Here is a 15706-nt window from a genome sequence, read left to right as displayed (position 1 = left end):
ATGCCGGGTAAGCGTCGCCTTACCTCCGGTGCGGAGCACAGGGGGGCGCACGGGGTCGCACGGGTGGCCGCATATGACGAGATCTCATGCCGTCCGCTGAGCGGACCGGTTGACCCGGAAACCGGTCACCGTACTGGCACCGCCATGTCAAGTCAAGGTCTGTTTTTTCTCCCGTCACTCCGGTCCAATGGCCTTCCTCAAGGGGAGGTCAAAGAATCTTGAAGAGACAGCGACGGATCACCCAACCCGCGGCCTTGGCTCTCGCGATAGCCGTCCTCGCGGTGCCCGCGGTCACCGCGGCGGGCGCCTACGCGGCGGCCCCGGGCCAGGGCGCGGCCGGCACGCCCGCCGCGGCCGGACACGACCCGGCGGCCAGCGAATCGCACGACCTGCCGGGGCCGTTCAGCAAGCAGCAGGCCGCCGAGCACGCCGCCGCGCTCCAGCAGGTGGTCTCCGGAGACGCCACGGTCCAGCAGCGCGGCGGCTCCCGGGTCGTCCAACTCGGCCACGGCAAGGGCCAGAAGAGCAAGTACGTCGAACTCGGGCGGGAGAAGACCGACAAGATCTTCACCATCCTCGCCGAGTTCGGCGACAAGGTGGACAGCACCACCACCTACGACCCGGACGGCCCGGACGGACCCAAGCCGCCGGTGGTGAAGTACGGCGGCGACCCGGGCCCGGCCCACAACACCATCGCCGCCCCCGACCGGGCGAACGACAACTCGACGGCCTGGCAGGCCGATTACAACCAGCAGCACTTCCAGGACCTGTACTTCTCGCACGACAAGGACAAGGAGTCGCTGGCGAAGTACTACGAGAAGCAGTCCTCCGGCCGCTACTCCGTCGACGGCGAGGTCTCCGCCTGGGTCAAGGTGCCCTGGAACGAGGCCCGTTACGGCTCCAACTACTGCGGCGCCTCCACCTGCTCCAGCGCCTGGGACCTGATCCGCGACGCCACCACCGCCTTCGTCGCCGACCAGAAGGCGCAGGGCCGCACCGACGCGCAGATCAAGTCGGACCTGTCGGCGTACGACCAGTGGGACCGCTACGACTACGACGGCGACGGCATCTTCAACGAGCCGGACGGCTACATCGACCACTTCCAGATCGTGCACGCCGGCGAGGACGAGTCCGCGGGCGGCGGCGTCCAGGGCGAGGACGCCCTGTGGGCGCACCGCTGGTACGCCTACGGCTCCGACGCGGGCAGGACCGGCCCGGCCGGCAACAGGGCCGGCGGCACCCAGATCGGCGACACCGGCATCTGGATCGGCGACTACACCCTGCAGCCGGAGAACGGCGGCCTGGGCGTCTTCGCCCACGAGTACGGCCACGACCTCGGCCTGCCCGACGAGTACGACACCACCTACGCGGGCGAGTCCAGCGTCGGCTTCTGGTCGCTGATGTCCTCCGGTTCCTGGATGGGCACCGGCAAGAACGCCATCGGCGACCTGCCGGACGACATGAGCGCCTGGGACAAGCTGCAGCTCGGCTGGCTCAACTACGCCTCGGCCAAGGCCGCGACCCGCTCCACCGCGAAGCTCGGCGTCGCCGAGTACAACACCGCCGACAAGCAGGCGCTGGTCGTCCAGCTGCCCGACAAGGCGGTCACCACCAGCGTCGCGACGCCCCCCGAGGGCGCCAAGCAGTGGTGGAGCGGCATGGGCGACAACCTCGCCAACACGCTCACCCGCACCGTCGACCTCACCGGCAAGACCACGGCGTCCCTGAACCTCAAGGCATGGTGGGACATCGAGGAGAACTACGACTACCTCTACACCGAGGTCTCCACCGACGGCGGCGCGAACTGGACCGCGCTGGACGGCACCGCCGACGGCAAGTCGATCCCGCGCGACGGCAGCGACGCGCCCGCGCTCACCGGCACCTCCGGCGCGTACGAGGACCTGTCCTTCCCGCTCGACGCCTACGCGGGCAAGACGGTCCAGCTGCGCTTCCGCTACCTCACCGACGGCGGCGTGGCCCAGAAGGGCTTCGCGGCCGACGCGATCACCGTGACCGCCGACGGCGCGACGGTGCTCAGCGACGGCGCCGAGACCGACGACAACGGCTGGACCGCCAAGGGCTTCTCGCGGATCGGGGCGTCGTTCACCAACGACTACCCGGAGTTCTACATCGCGGAGAACCGGCAGTACGTCAGCTACGACAAGACGCTGGCCACCGGCCCGTACAACTTCGGCTGGACCAGCACGCGGCCCGACTGGGTGGAGCACTACCCGTACCAGAACGGCCTGGTCGTCTGGCTGTGGGACACCTCCCAGGCGGACAACAACGTCGGCATCCACCCCGGCTCCGGCCAGATCCTGCCGGTCGACGCGCACGCCAAGCCGCTGAAGTGGTCCAACGGCACGATCATGCGCAACCGCATCCAGGCGTACGACTCGCCGTTCAGCTGGTACCCGTCCGACGGCTTCACGCTGCACGCGGACGGCGTCGCCGCCCGGGTCCCGGCCCACCTCGGCAGCCCGGTCTTCGACGACCACTACGGCACGTACTGGTACGACACCAACCCGACCGGCGGGGTGCAGGTGCCCGACACCAACACCCGGCTCACCATCCTCGGTGAGGCGCTGGACGGCGGCACCATGACCGTGCAGGTCGGCCCGGCGCACCGCTGACCGCACCTGCGCGGCGCACCGCGCAAGAACCGGAGAAAGGCGCCTGAGCTGCGCCGACGCGGCATCCGGCCGTCGTCCCCTGGTGGGCGGCGGCCGGAGGCCCCAGGATGTGACCATGGCCGTCGGCGGATTCACCAGGCTCCCCAGCGGCACGGTCGTCGTCGCCCTGGCGCTGCCGCACCCCGGCTACGCCGAGCACACCGTGCGCGTGGTCGTGCACGCCCAGAACCGGCAGCGGGCGCTCACCCGGCTGAGCAACCTGGGCTTCCGCGGCGCCCGCCTCAGCGGCAACGCGGAGCCGCCCACGCCGGACGAGATCACCGCCGTGCTGCACCACCCGGACGGCCTGATCTGGCGCGACTACCACGCGCGGACCGCGGACCCCTGGCACCCGATCACCGCGCTCAACCGGGTCAGCGGCCCGGTGCCCCCGCCGCTCCTGCCGTAGCCTGCGGCCTCGGCCGGCCTCAGCCCAGCACGACCGGCGCGCCGGTCAGCTCCACGCCGGCCGCGCGCAGCTCGGTCAGCGCCCGCTCGGTGGTGGCCGGCGCGACCGCCGCGGTCAGCTCCAGCAGCACCCGGGTGGTGAAGCCCTCGCGGGCCGCGTCCAGCGCGGTGGCCCGCACGCAGTGGTCGGTGGCGATGCCCACCACGTCCACCTCGGTCACCTCGCGCTCGCGCAGCCAGCCGGCGAGCGTCCCGCCGTTCTCGTCCTGGCCCTCGAAGCCGCTGTACGCCGCGGCGTACGCCCCCTTGTCGAAGACGGCGTCCACCGCCCCGGAGGCGACCGCGGGGGCGAAGTTCGGGTGGAAGCCGACGCCCTCGGTGCCGGCCACGCAGTGCGGCGGCCAGGAGTCCGCGAAGTCCGGCTCGGCGGAGAAGTGCGGGCCGGGGTCGATGTGGTGGTCGCGGGTGGCCACCACGTGCCGGTACGCGGACCCGGCGGACTCGCCGATCAGGTCCGTGATCGCGGCGGCGACGTCCGCCCCGCCGGTGACGGCGAGGCTGCCGCCCTCGCAGAAGTCGTTCTGCACGTCGACGACGATCAGTGCGCGGTGCATCGTGGCCTCTTCGCTCTTCGGCGTGTGGGGTGTGGGGTGTGTGTGAGGTGTGGCGCGGTCGCCCCCGAGCGTAGGCCCCCGCCCGCGCCCGCGCACCCGTCCGGCCCCGGCCCGCGCCCCTGGGGAACCCGGGCCGCGCCCGGCTACCCGAGGGCGTACTCGGTGGGGAGGACCGGCTCGCCGCGGGAGAGCTGGGCGGCGGACAGGGGCAGGCCCGCGCGGGCCTCGATGTGGCGGGTGCGGGCCGCGTCGAGCGGCTCGCGGCCGACGATCTCCCCGCCGCGCACCAGCGGCACGAGCAGCAGCCGCTCGGCGAGCTCCGGCGGGACCGGCCCGCTGCCGACCACCTCCGCCTCGGCGACGCCGTCCCCGTCCAGCCGCCGGGCGGCCCACTTGCGGCCGCCGACGCTGGTCTTCCCGCCCATCGACTTCTTCGCCACCGGCACCAGCGGCGCGTCCGCCGCGTCGGACCCGGCCCTGGCCACCAGCTTGTAGACCATCGAGCACGTCGGGTGCCCGCTGCCGGTGACGACGGAGGTGCCGACCCCGTACGCGTCGACCGGCGCGGCGGCCATCGACGCGATCGCGTACTCGTCCAGGTCGGAGGTCACCACGATCCTGGTGTCCTTCGCGCCGAGGTCGTCGAGCTGCTGGCGCACCCGGTGCGCGAGCAGCAGCAGGTCGCCGGAGTCGATCCGCACCGCGCCCAGCTCGGGCCCGGCGATCTCCACCGCGGCCCGCACCGCGCTCGCCACGTCGTAGGTGTCGACGAGCAGCGTGGTGCCGCGGCCGAGGGACTCGACCTGGGCGGTGAAGGCGTCCCGCTCGGTGTCGTGCAGCAGGGTGAAGGCGTGCGCGCTGGTGCCGATGGTGGGCAGGCCGTAGCGGAAGCCCGCGGCGAGGTTGGAGGAGGACCGGAAGCCGCCCACGTAGGCGGCGCGGGAGGCGGCCACCGCGGCCAGCTCGTGGGAGCGGCGGGCGCCCATCTCCATCAGCGGCCGGCCGGCCGCGGCCACCGCCATCCGGGAGGCGGCGGCGGCGATCGCCGAGTCGTGGTTGAGGATCGACAGCACCACCGTCTCCAGCAGCACCGCCTCGGCGAAGGTGCCCTCGACCCGCAGGACCGGGGAGCCGGGGAAGTACACCTCGCCCTCGGGGTACCCCCAGACGTCGCCGCTGAAGCGGTAGCCGGCCAGCCACTCCAGGGTGGGCCCGTCGACGACGCCCTCGCGTTCGAGGAAGTCCAGCACGGGCGCGTCGAAGCGGAAGTTCTCGATCGCGTCCAGGACGCGGCCGGTGCCGGCCACCACGCCGTAGCGGCGCCCGGAGGGGAGCCTGCGGGTGAACGCCTCGAAGACCGAGCGGCGGTGCGCGGCGCCGCTGCTCAGGGCGGCCTGCAGCATCGTCAGCTCGTACCGGTCGGTGAACAGGGCGGTGGACGGCACGTCCACCGGCAGCCCCAGGTCTGCTGTGCTCATGGCGACGATGCTACCCCGCATTTCGTCAGACTGACGAGATCTAGCGCCGCGCCGCGGCCATTTGTGCGACACGCCACAGGAGCGGCAGCATGGGAGACGTGACTGTCGCGCCCACCGAGATCGAGCGTCCCGAGTCGAGCGAAGCGCCCTTCGAGGTGCCCGAGCCGGACGTTCCGTGGGTGACTCTCGTCCACAACGACCCCGTCAACCTGATGAGCTACGTCACGTACGTCTTCCAGGCGTACTTCGGCTACTCGAAGAGCAAGGCCACCAAACTGATGAAGGACGTCCACTACAAGGGCCGGGCCGTGGTCTCCAGCGGCAGCCGCGAGGAGATGGAGCGCGACGTGCAGGCGATGCACGGCTACGGACTGTGGGCGACCCTGTCGCAGGACCGCTGATGGCGCGCCGACGCGCCCGCGCCGGCTCCTTCGAGCCGGTGCGCGGTGGCGGCGCCGCCATCGCGCTCGACGAGGTGGAGATCTCCATCCTGCGCAGCCTCACCGTGCAGCTGATGGAGCTGATCGGCCCCGGCGAGCAGCCCGCGGACGCCGACCAGGACCCGCTCGCGCAGCTCTTCGCGGAGGGGCCGAGCAAGCCGCCGGACGACCCGGCGCTGGCCCGGCTGTTCCCCGACGCCTACGAGGGGAGCGCCGACGCCTCGGAGTTCCGCCGCTTCACCGAGAACGACCTGCGGGCCCGCAAGCGCGAGGACGCGCTGGCGGTGGTCCGGGGGCTGGACGCCGGCGGCCCGGTCCTGAAGCTGACCCCCGACGAGGCCAGGCAGTGGCTGGGCACCCTCAACGACCTGCGGCTGACCCTGGGCACCCGGCTGGAGGTCACCGAGGACGACGGCGACGGCCTCTACCGGCTGCCCGACAGCGACCCGCGCAAGCCGCTGGTGATGGCGTACCTGTGGCTCGGCGGCCTGCAGGAGTCGCTGGTCGAGACGCTGCTGGGCTGACGCCCGCGGGACCCGCGAGCTGGGCCTTTCCGGTGTCTGTGGCCGCCGCGACGACGCGGGCGCGGCCCCGGCGGGTACGGATGCGCCATGACGGACTCGGCCATGCAGGACCCGCCCGCGCACGATCCGGCCACCACGGACGGTGCCGGCCGGGACCCGGCCGGGCAGCGGGCCGGGGGACAGACCGGGGAGCAGGCCGGGGGACAGACCGGGGAGCAGGCCGACGAGGGGTACGCGCGCGGCCTCGGGAGCCGGCAGGTCCAGATGATCGCCATCGGCGGCGCCATCGGCACCGGCCTCTTCCTCGGCGCGGGCCGCGCCATCCACCAGGCGGGCCCCGGCCTGATCCTGATGTACGCGACGGCCGGCGCGGTGGTCTTCTGCATCATGCGGGCGCTCGGCGAGCTGCTCGCCTACCGCCCGGTCTCCGGCTCCTTCGCCGACTACGCCCGCGAGTTCCTGGGCCCCTTCGCCGGGTTCGCGACCGGCTGGACGTACTGGCTGATGTGGGTGGTGACGGGGATGGCCGAGGTGACCGCGGCCGCGACCTACCTGGCGTACTGGTGGCCGGCGGTCCCGCAGTGGCTCGCCGCGCTCGGCTTCCTCCTGGTGCTCTTCGCCGCCAACCTGATCTCGGTGCGGCTCTTCGGCGAGGTCGAGTTCTGGCTGTCGATGATCAAGGTGACGGCGATCCTCGGCATGATCCTGATCGGCCTCGGCGTGCTCACGCTGGGCCTGGGCGCGGCCGGCGACACCGCCTCGGTGGGCCACCTGTGGCGCGACGGCGGCTTCTTCCCGAACGGCGTCGGCCGCTCCCTGCTGACCCTGCAGATCGTGATGTTCGCGTACGTGGCGGTGGAGCTGGTCGGCGTCACCGCGGGGGAGGCGCAGGACCCGCGCAGGACCCTGCCGCGGGCCATCAACACGCTGCCGTGGCGGATCGTGCTCTTCTACGTCGGCGCGCTGACCGTCATCCTGTGCATCGTGCCGTGGACCGAGTTCCAGCCGGGCGTCAGCCCGTTCGTGGCCGCCTTCGCCAGGACCGGCATCCCCTTCGGCGCCGGCGTGGTCAACTTCGTGGTGCTCTCCGCGGCGCTGTCCTCCTGCAACTCCGGGATGTACTCCACCGGCCGGATGCTGCGCGACCTGGCCGCCAACGGGCAGGGCCCGAAGGTCTTCACCCGGCTCACCGCCCGGCGCACCCCCGCGCCCGGCATCCTCGCCTCGGTGGCCGTGATGAGCACCGGGGTGTGGCTCAACTACGTCGATCCGCATGGGGCGTTCACCTACATCACCGCGATGGCCACCGTCGCCGGGGTGTGGACCTGGGGCGTCATCCTGGCCGCGCACATCCGCTACCGGGCCGCCGTGCGCGCCGGACGGGCCGCCCCCGCGTGGTTCCGGGCGCCCGGCGGGGCCGCCGCCAGCTGGTGCGCGCTGGTGTTCCTGGCCGTGGTCGTGGTGCTGATCGGCGCCGACGCGCAGGCCAGGGTCTCGCTGTACGGCGTCCCGGTGTGGGCGCTCGCGCTGTGCACCGGGTACGCGTTCCTGCGCCGGCGCGATCCCGCCGCCTTCGGCCGCCGCCCGGACCGTCCGGCGTCCGACGCCGCCGCCAGGTGAGCCGGCGGCCCCTGTTACTTTTCCCGCATGCTGACCATCACCCAGGACGTGTACGACGCGATCGTGGCGCACGCCCGCGCCGACCACCCCGACGAGGCGTGCGGGATCGTGGCGGGCCCTGAGGGCAGCGGCCGCCCCGAGCGGTTCGTCCCGATGCTGAACGCGGCCCGCTCGCCCACCTTCTACGAGTTCGACTCCACCGACCTGCTGAAGCTCTACCGCGACCTGGACGACCGCGACGAGGAGCCGGTGGTCGTGTACCACTCGCACACCGCGACCGAGGCGTACCCCTCGCGCACCGACGTCTCCTACGCCAACGAGCCGGGTGCGCACTACGTGCTGGTGTCGACCGCGGAGGAGTTCCAGTTCCGCTCGTTCCGCATCGTGGACGGACAGGTCACGGAAGAACCGGTCGAAGTGGTCGCCTCGTACACCTGACGTCCCGGATGGTGGGACGCGCTCCTCGGGCCGCGGGCGGGAATCGATACGATGACCCCATGGTTCTCCTCGACGTGCGCGACACGGCGCCGGGCTCGCTGCTCGTGGCGCGGCTGCACGTCGACCTGTGCCGCCGTACGAGTGCGGCCTGTCCGCGCGCCTGACCCGCCCGCACCGCCACGCGCCCGGGGCGACCGCCCCTGAAGCGCCCGCACCCGAAGCGCCCGCACCACCCCTCCCGCAGCACGCCGACCGCACTCACAGGAGCGCAGCCATGGCCATCGAGGTCCGCATCCCGACCATCCTCCGCACCTACACCGACGGCAGCAAGGCCGTGGAGGGCGCCGGGAGCACGCTCGACGAGCTGTTCACCGACCTCGACAGCCGGCACGCGGGCCTGCGCGAGCGGATCGTGGACGGCGGCGAGCTGCGCCGCTTCGTCAACGTCTACCTCAACGACGAGGACGTCCGCTTCCTCGACGGCATCTCCACCAAGGTCGCCGACGGCGACAGCGTCACGATCCTGCCGGCCGTCGCCGGGGGATCGCGCTGATGCGCTACGACAGCCCGCTGGCAGCGGTCGGCAACACCCCGCTGGTCCGCCTGCCGCGCCTGTCACCGTCCGACAGCGTGAGCGTCTGGGCGAAGCTGGAGGACCGCAACCCCACCGGCTCGGTCAAGGACCGGCCCGCGCTGCACATGATCGAGCGGGCCGAGGCGGACGGGGTGCTCACCCCCGGCTGCACCATCCTGGAGCCCACCTCGGGCAACACCGGCATCTCGCTGGCGATGGCCGCCCGGCTCAAGGGCTACCGGATCGTCTGCGTGATGCCGGAGAACACCTCCGCCGAGCGGCGCGAGCTGCTGGCCATGTGGGGCGCGGAGATCATCTCCTCGCCCGCGGCCGGCGGCTCCAACACCGCCGTCCGGGTCGCCAAGGAGCTGGCCGCGGAGCACCCCGACTGGGTGATGCTCTACCAGTACGGCAACGCCGCGAACCCCGGCGCGCACTACGCCGGCACCGGCCCCGAGATCCTCGCCGACCTGCCCACCATCACCCACTTCGTGGCGGGCCTGGGCACCACCGGCACGCTGATGGGCGTCGGGCGCTTCCTGCGCGAGAAGGTCCCGGGCGTCTCGATCGTGGCCGCCGAGCCGCGCTACGACGACGTGGTCTACGGGCTGCGCAACCTCGACGAGGGCTTCGTGCCCGAGCTGTACGACGAGTCGGTGCTCACCACCCGGTTCTCGGTCGGCTCGCAGGACGCGGTCCGCCGCACCCGTGAACTCCTCGCGCAGGAGGGCATCTTCGCCGGGGTGTCCACCGGCGCCGCGCTGCACGCGGCGCTCGGGGTGGCGAACAAGGCGCTGCGCGCGGGGGAGCGCGCCGACGTGGTCTTCGTGGTCGCCGACGGTGGCTGGAAGTACCTGTCGACCGGGATCTACACCGCGCCCTCCACCGAGGCCGCGGTGGCCGCGCTGCACGGCCAGCTCTGGGCCTGACCGCCGGGGCGGCACCGGGTCCCGGCGGGGACCGCGGCCGTGGGGCGGGCGGGTGTTCTGGCGCCCGCCCGTCCTGGTGATTCCGCCCACAACGGAGCGCCGTGGAGGAGCGGCGGCCGCAGCGGACGCTTACCCTTCCAGGACAGGCGGACGGTCCCGCCCGCCCCCACCCCAGCCGGAATGGGGGGATGCGGCGCGCCCACGGAGGTGTTTCCCGGCATGAAGCTCACCGTCGTCGGCTGCTCGGGCTCGTTCCCGTCCGCGGACTCGGCCTGCTCGAGCTACCTCGTCGAGGCCGACGGCTTCCGGCTGCTGGTCGACATGGGCAACGGGGCGCTGGGCGAACTCCAGCGGCACTGCGGCCTGTACGACCTCGACGCGGTGGTACTCAGCCATCTGCACGCCGACCACTGCATCGACATGTGCGGCTATTTCGTGGCCCGTTACTACCGCCACGACGGCGGCCCGGCGTCCGCCATCCCCGTCTACGGCCCGGCCGGCACCGAGCGCCGGCTGAACATCGCCTACGGCGACGTGCCGGACGAGAAGTGCATGAGCGAGGTCTTCGACTTCCGCACGCTGACGCCGGGCAGCTTCCGGCTGGGGCCCTTCACCGTCACCGCGGACGCGGTCAGCCATCCGGTGGAGGCGTACGGCTTCCGGATCGAGCACGAGGGCCGCACCCTGGCGTACTCCGGCGACACCGGCCCGTGCGCGGCGCTGCAGGGCCTGGCCGCCGACGCGGACCTCTTCCTGTGCGAGGCGTCCTTCACGCACGGCAAGGAGGACATCCCCGAACTGCACCTCAACGGCCGCGAGGCCGGGCAGGTCGCGACCCGGGCCGGCGCCGGCCGGCTGGTGCTCACCCACATCCCGCCGTGGACCAACCCCGCGGTCAGCCTCCGGGACGCGCAGACCGCCTTCGCCGGTCCGGTGGACCTGGCGAAGGCGGGCGCGGTCTACGAGGTCTGACGTCCACGAGGCCCGACGGTCCCCGAGATCCGGCGGTCAGCGGGTGACGTCCTCGACCTCCTCCTCGGGCTCACGGCCCGGGGTCTTGAGGTCGAACCGCACGATGGCGAACCGGAAGACGACGTAGTAGACCGCCGCGAAGCACAGCCCGATCGGGATGATCAGATACGGCTTGGTGGCCAGGTTCCAGTTCATCGCGTAGTCGATGAAGCCCGCGGAGAAGGTGAAGCCCGCGTGCACGCCCAGCGCCCAGGTGACCGCCATCGACACCGCGGTCAGCACGGCGTGGATCACGTACAGCAGCGGCGCGATGAACATGAACGAGAACTCGATCGGCTCGGTCACGCCGGTGACGAACGAGGTCAGCGCGAGCGAGATCATCATGCCGGTCACGGCCTTGCGGCGCTCGGGCCGCGCGGTGTGCGCGATGGCCAGGGCGGCGGCCGGCAGGCCGAACATCATGATCGGGAAGAAGCCGGACATGAACTGGCCCGCGGTCGGGTCGTGTGCGAAGAACCGGTTCAGGTCGCCGTGCGCCACCACGTGGTGGACCTTGTCGTTGTAGTCGCCGATCTGGAACCAGGCCACCGCGTTCACGAACTGGTGCATGCCGATGGGCAGCAGCCCCCGGTTGATCAGGCCGAACAGCGCGGCGCCGACCCAGCCGAGGCCGGTCATCCAGGTGCCGAAGTGGGTGATCTGGTCGCCGATCGGCTTCCAGCCGGCCACCACCAGGACGCCGAGCGCGGTGCCGGTGAACGCCATCAGGATCGGCACCAGCCGGCGGCCGTTGAAGAAGCCGAGCCAGTCGACCAGCCGGGTGCGGTGGAAGCGCTGCCACAGCACCGCGGTCAGCAGGCCCAGGATGATGCCGCCGAGCACCCCCGGGTTCTGGAAGCTCGCGACGACGGTGGTGTCGCCCTTCTGCCATATGCCGCCGCCGAGCCCGGTCCCGGTGTAGGTCATGCCGGGCGTGCCGGGGTCGATCGGGAACTGGTGGATCACCGCGTAGTACGTCAGGAAGCCGACGATCGCGGCGAGCGCGGTGGAGCCGTCCGCCTTCTTGGCGAAGCCGATCGCCACGCCGACGCAGAACAGCAGCGGCAGGCCGAACGAGGAGTCCAGCAGGGCGCCGCCGGCGCCGGCGAAGATCCGCGTGACGTCGGTCGGCAGGTGGAACTTGTCGTGGATGTCCGCCTGGCCGAGCCGGAGCAGGATGCCCGCGGCCGGGAGCACGGCAATCGGCAGCTGCAGGCTGCGGCCGACCTTCTGCAGGCCCTGGAACAGGCCGGAACCCCGCTTCTTCGCGGGTGCCGCCCCGGGGGCGGAGGCCGTAGCCGTCGTCATCGGATTCCCTCACGTCATACGAAAGCAGGTCTATACCAGTCAGTGGTGTAGACCTGTTTCTAACATGTAGGGACGGAATAACGGAATCCTTCATTCCGTATGGCGTCCGACACACCTACCTCACGTTGTCGCGCTCCATCTCCTCGCCCAGCTCCTCCGGCTCGCGTCCTGGCGTCTTGAGGTCGAAGCGGGCGATCACGAAGCGGAAGAGCACGTAGTACACGACGGCGAAGCACGGCCCGATGATGAGGATCAGCCAGGGTTTGCTGGCCAGGTTCCAGTCGAGCCCGTAGTCGATGACGCCCGCCGAGAAGCTGAACCCGTCCTTGACCCCCAGCGCCCAGCACACCGCCATGGACGCGCCGGTGAGCAGCGCGTGGAGGGCGTAGAGCGCGGGCGCGATGAACAGGAACGAGTACTCGATCGGCTCGGTGATGCCGGTCACGAACGAGGTCAGCGCGACCGAGAGCATCAGGCCGGAGACCTCCTTGCGGCGGCTCGGCCGCGCGCTGTGCGCCATCGCCAGCGCGGCCGCGGGCAGCGCGAACATCATGATCGGGAAGAAGCCGGTCTGGAACTGCCCGCCGTCGGGATCGCCGGCCAGGAACCGCGGGATGTCGCCGTGCACCACCGTGCCGTCCGGCTTGGTGAAGTCGCCGAACTGGAACCAGACGAAGGTGTTCAGGAACTGGTGCAGGCCCACCGTGAGCAGCGCCCGGTTGGCCACGCCGAAGATGCCGGCGCCGATCGCGCCGCGGTCCGCCAGCCACTTGCTGAAGCTGGTCAGGCCGTCGCCGACCGGCGGCCAGACCCACAGGCAGACGACCGCGAAGAGGATCGCGACGCCCGACATGATGATCGGCACCAGCCGGCGGCCGTTGAAGAAGCCGAGCCACGCCACCAGCTTGGTGCGGTGGTAGCGCTGCCAGAGGAAGGCGGTGAACAGGCCCATCACGATGCCGCCGAAGACCCCGGGGGTGTTGTAGCTGGCGAGCGTCGCGGTGCCGTCCTTGAGCGTGCACGCACCCGCCAGCTGCCCGAGCTGGGTGTAGTGGCTGCCCTGCGGGCAGGTCTTGGGGAATCGGGTGAGGATGCCGAAGTAGACCAGGAAGCCGGCCACCGCGGCGAGCGCGGTCGAGCCGTCGGACTTCCTGGCCATGCCGATGGCGACGCCCACGCAGAAGAGCAGCGGCAGGCCGAAGCTGCCGTCGAGCAGCGCGCCGCCCGCGCCGACGAAGACCTTCGCCAGCCGGTCCCAGTGCAGTCCGGCGCTGCCGAAGACGTCGTCCTGGCCGAGCCGGGTCATGATGCCCGCCGCGGGCAGCACCGCGATCGGCAGCTGCAGGCTGCGCCCCATCTTCTGCAGGCCCTGGAAGAAGCGGCTCGCCCAGGTCTTCGAGGGCGGGGCGGCGGCTGCGGCGTCCGTGCTCATCGCTGTCCTCCGTGACGGCGGCCCGGGCGACGGTCGCGTACAGTGGTCTAAACCAATTGCCGCACGGGGGAGCGCACGCCCGCAGGCGGGGACGCCCGTGATCGCCATGGTCGCCGCCGGTGGAGGCGACCGCCCGTGAAGTTGGGCCAACCGTGGGTTACCGTGACATAACGGACCCGCCGGTGGGTCAGGGAGATCAGGAGACACAGATGCCCACGAAGGCAGAGAAGATCGTCGCCGGACTCGGCGGACTCGACAACATCGAAGAGGTCGAGGGCTGCATCACCCGGCTGCGCACCGAGGTCAAGGACCCCGGCCTGGTCGACGAGGCGGCGCTCAAGGCGGCCGGCGCGCACGGCGTGGTGAAGATGGGCAACGCCATCCAGGTCGTCATCGGCACCGACGCGGACCCGATCGCCGCGGACATCGAGGACATGATGTGACCCGCGGCCGGCGCCGCGCGCCGCGCTGAACCGCGGCGCCGGACCGGCACGGTGAACCGGCGCCGCGGGGCGCCCGCTCACCCGGATAGGCTCAGCGCATGTCACGATTCGACGGCCGCACCCCCGACCAGCTCCGCCCCGTCACCATCGAGCGGAGCTGGAGCAAGCACGCGGAAGGGTCCGTCCTGGTCTCCTTCGGCGACACCCGCGTCCTGTGCACGGCGAGCGCCACCCAGGGCGTCCCGCGCTGGCGCAAGGGCAGCGGCGAGGGCTGGGTCACCGCCGAGTACTCGATGCTGCCGCGCGCGACCAACACCCGCGGCGACCGCGAGTCGGTGCGCGGCCGGATCGGCGGCCGCACCCACGAGATCTCCCGGCTGATCGGCCGCTCGCTGCGCGCGGTCATCGACTACAAGGCGCTCGGCGAGAACACCGTCGTGCTGGACTGCGACGTCCTCCAGGCCGACGGCGGCACCCGCACCGCGGCGATCACCGGCGCGTACGTCGCCCTGGTCGACGCGGTGGACTGGATGCGCGAGAACCACCTCATCCGCGCCAAGGCGACGCCGATCACCGGCTCGGTCGCCGCGGTCAGCGTGGGCATCGTCGGCGGCGTCCCGCTCCTCGACCTCGCCTACGAGGAGGACGTCAAGGCCGAGACCGACATGAACGTCGTCTGCACCGGCGACGGCCGCTTCGTCGAGGTCCAGGGCACCGCCGAGGGGCAGCCCTTCGACCGCTCCGAGCTGGACGCCCTGCTCGCCCTCGCCGCCGCCGGCTGCACCGACCTCACCGCGGCCCAGAAGGCCGCGCTCCTCTGACGCCGCCGGCCCGGCGGCCACCGGGCCGTCAGGCCCGGTCCGCTCCGTACATGCGGGCGATCACGTCCTCGATGGCCGGCTCGCGGATCGACAGATCCACCAGCGGGTAGCCGGCGGCGAGCGCGGAGACCAGCGGGGCGGCGCTCGCCGCGGCGGGGAAGGCCAGCCACTGGCGGGGGCCCTCGACGCGTACGCAGCGGGCGCCGTCGACCTCGGCCGGCGGCAGCTCCTGCGCGAAGTCGACCACCAGCGTCCGCTCGCTCTCGCCGACCGCGTGCAGCCCGGCCAGCCCGCCGTCGTACATCAGCCGGCCCTGGTCGATCACCATCACCCGCCGGCACAGCGTCTCGATGTCGGTCAGGTCGTGGGTGGTCAGCAGCACCGTGGTGCCGCGCTCGGAGTTGACCGTGCGCAGGAAGTCCCGCACCCGCGCCTTGCTGATCACGTCCAGGCCGATGGTCGGCTCGTCCAGGTAGAGCACCTCGGGGTCGTGCAGCAGCGCCGCCGCGATGTCGCCGCGCATCCGCTGCCCGAGGGAGAGCTGCCGGACCGGCACGTCGAGCAGCGGCCCCAGCTCCAGCAGCTCCACGCACGCGTCGAGGTTCGCCGCGTACCGGGCGTCCGCGATCCGGTACATCCGCCGCACCAGCTGGTACGAGTCGCGCAAGGGCAGGTCCCACCACAAGGTGGTGCGCTGCCCGAAGACCACGCCGATCCGCCGCGCCAGCCGGGTGCGCTCCCGGGTCGGGTCGATGCCGCAGATCCTGATCCGGCCGGCGCTCGGGTTGAGGATGCCGGTCAGCATCTTGATCGTGGTGGACTTGCCCGCGCCGTTCGGCCCGATGTACCCCACCATCTCGCCGCGCGGCACGGTGAAGGTCAGGCCGTCCACCGCCCGCACCTCCTGGCGCTCGCGGCGCATCCTGCCGACCTTGCGCCGTACGTCGAAGACCTTCTCGACACCGTCGAGCGCGATCACCGGGTCGTCCATCGC

The 15706-nt window shown here is 72.0% G+C and carries 17 protein-coding genes; 12 read left to right on the top strand and 5 right to left on the bottom strand.

Annotated elements, in window-relative coordinates:
- Positions 1 to 218 precede the first annotated feature (218 nt).
- Together V2S66_RS09465 and V2S66_RS09460 are read left to right on the top strand one after the other, a co-directional pair.
- A complete protein-coding gene (locus V2S66_RS09465) occupies positions 219 to 2633 on the top strand; it encodes an immune inhibitor A domain-containing protein (RefSeq protein ID WP_330794097.1) in 2415 nt (804 codons plus the stop codon).
- A 115-nt stretch (positions 2634 to 2748) separates the two neighbouring features.
- The gene (locus V2S66_RS09460; RefSeq protein WP_330794096.1) at positions 2749 to 3081 is read left to right on the top strand and encodes a hypothetical protein; all 333 of its coding nucleotides are present in this window, start codon (positions 2749 to 2751) and stop codon (positions 3079 to 3081) included.
- Positions 3082 to 3100: 19 nt separating this feature from the next.
- On the opposite strand, the gene V2S66_RS09455 is transcribed toward V2S66_RS09460, so the two are convergent.
- Both V2S66_RS09455 and V2S66_RS09450 read right to left on the bottom strand, forming a co-directional pair.
- Positions 3101 to 3694, bottom strand: a complete 594-nt coding sequence (locus V2S66_RS09455; RefSeq protein WP_330794095.1) for an isochorismatase family protein — start codon at positions 3692 to 3694, stop codon at positions 3101 to 3103.
- A 143-nt stretch (positions 3695 to 3837) separates the two neighbouring features.
- Positions 3838 to 5172, bottom strand: coding sequence for a nicotinate phosphoribosyltransferase (locus tag V2S66_RS09450; protein ID WP_330794094.1), 1335 nt, complete (start codon positions 5170 to 5172; stop codon positions 3838 to 3840).
- Positions 5173 to 5261: 89 nt separating this feature from the next.
- On the opposite strand from V2S66_RS09450, the gene clpS reads away from it, so the two are divergent.
- From clpS to V2S66_RS09410, 8 genes are all read left to right on the top strand, one after another.
- Positions 5262 to 5573: an ATP-dependent Clp protease adapter ClpS gene (gene clpS, locus V2S66_RS09445; protein WP_330794093.1), complete on the top strand. Its 312-nt coding sequence runs from the start codon at positions 5262 to 5264 to the stop codon at positions 5571 to 5573.
- The gene (locus tag V2S66_RS09440; protein WP_330794092.1) at positions 5573 to 6136 is read left to right on the top strand and encodes a DUF2017 domain-containing protein; all 564 of its coding nucleotides are present in this window, start codon (positions 5573 to 5575) and stop codon (positions 6134 to 6136) included. Before clpS ends, V2S66_RS09440 begins: the two co-directional genes overlap by 1 nt.
- Positions 6137 to 6223: 87 nt before the next feature.
- Positions 6224 to 7756 (top strand): amino acid permease, encoded by a 1533-nt coding sequence (locus tag V2S66_RS09435; protein WP_413966341.1) that lies wholly within the window; start codon positions 6224 to 6226, stop codon positions 7754 to 7756.
- A 27-nt stretch (positions 7757 to 7783) separates the two neighbouring features.
- Complete coding sequence (locus V2S66_RS09430) at positions 7784 to 8194, top strand: M67 family metallopeptidase (RefSeq protein ID WP_330794091.1); 411 nt, start codon at positions 7784 to 7786, stop codon at positions 8192 to 8194.
- 59 nt (positions 8195 to 8253) lie between these two features.
- Positions 8254 to 8358: a putative leader peptide gene (locus V2S66_RS09425; protein ID WP_330794090.1), complete on the top strand. Its 105-nt coding sequence runs from the start codon at positions 8254 to 8256 to the stop codon at positions 8356 to 8358.
- 110 nt (positions 8359 to 8468) lie between these two features.
- The gene (locus V2S66_RS09420; protein ID WP_330794089.1) at positions 8469 to 8747 is read left to right on the top strand and encodes a MoaD/ThiS family protein; all 279 of its coding nucleotides are present in this window, start codon (positions 8469 to 8471) and stop codon (positions 8745 to 8747) included.
- Complete coding sequence (locus V2S66_RS09415) at positions 8747 to 9697, top strand: PLP-dependent cysteine synthase family protein (RefSeq protein ID WP_330794088.1); 951 nt, start codon at positions 8747 to 8749, stop codon at positions 9695 to 9697. The genes V2S66_RS09420 and V2S66_RS09415 overlap by 1 nt, the downstream gene beginning before the upstream one ends.
- A gap of 219 nt (positions 9698 to 9916) precedes the next feature.
- Positions 9917 to 10669, top strand: a complete 753-nt coding sequence (locus tag V2S66_RS09410; RefSeq protein ID WP_330794087.1) for an MBL fold metallo-hydrolase — start codon at positions 9917 to 9919, stop codon at positions 10667 to 10669.
- A gap of 36 nt (positions 10670 to 10705) precedes the next feature.
- Here V2S66_RS09410 and V2S66_RS09405 read toward each other — a convergent pair whose 3' ends face one another.
- Complete coding sequence (locus V2S66_RS09405) at positions 10706 to 12016, bottom strand: PTS transporter subunit EIIC (RefSeq protein ID WP_330794086.1); 1311 nt, start codon at positions 12014 to 12016, stop codon at positions 10706 to 10708.
- 115 nt (positions 12017 to 12131) lie between these two features.
- Positions 12132 to 13448 (bottom strand): PTS transporter subunit EIIC, encoded by a 1317-nt coding sequence (locus V2S66_RS09400; RefSeq protein WP_330794085.1) that lies wholly within the window; start codon positions 13446 to 13448, stop codon positions 12132 to 12134.
- A gap of 182 nt (positions 13449 to 13630) precedes the next feature.
- On the opposite strand from V2S66_RS09400, the gene V2S66_RS09395 reads away from it, so the two are divergent.
- Positions 13631 to 13891 carry a PTS glucose/sucrose transporter subunit IIB gene (locus V2S66_RS09395; RefSeq protein ID WP_330794084.1) on the top strand — a complete coding sequence of 87 codons (261 nt, stop codon included), beginning with the start codon at positions 13631 to 13633 and terminating at the stop codon, positions 13889 to 13891.
- A gap of 98 nt (positions 13892 to 13989) precedes the next feature.
- The gene (rph, locus tag V2S66_RS09390) at positions 13990 to 14712 is read left to right on the top strand and encodes a ribonuclease PH (RefSeq protein ID WP_330794083.1); all 723 of its coding nucleotides are present in this window, start codon (positions 13990 to 13992) and stop codon (positions 14710 to 14712) included.
- Positions 14713 to 14740: 28 nt separating this feature from the next.
- Here rph and V2S66_RS09385 read toward each other — a convergent pair whose 3' ends face one another.
- A complete protein-coding gene (locus V2S66_RS09385) occupies positions 14741 to 15703 on the bottom strand; it encodes an ABC transporter ATP-binding protein (protein ID WP_330794082.1) in 963 nt (320 codons plus the stop codon).
- Positions 15704 to 15706 lie beyond the last annotated feature (3 nt).

This window comes from Actinacidiphila polyblastidii (assembly GCF_036353415.1).
Classification (GTDB): domain Bacteria; phylum Actinomycetota; class Actinomycetes; order Streptomycetales; family Streptomycetaceae; genus Actinacidiphila; species Actinacidiphila polyblastidii.
Note: the sequence above shows the minus strand (reverse complement) of the source record. Positions and strands in the feature narration are given on the sequence as shown.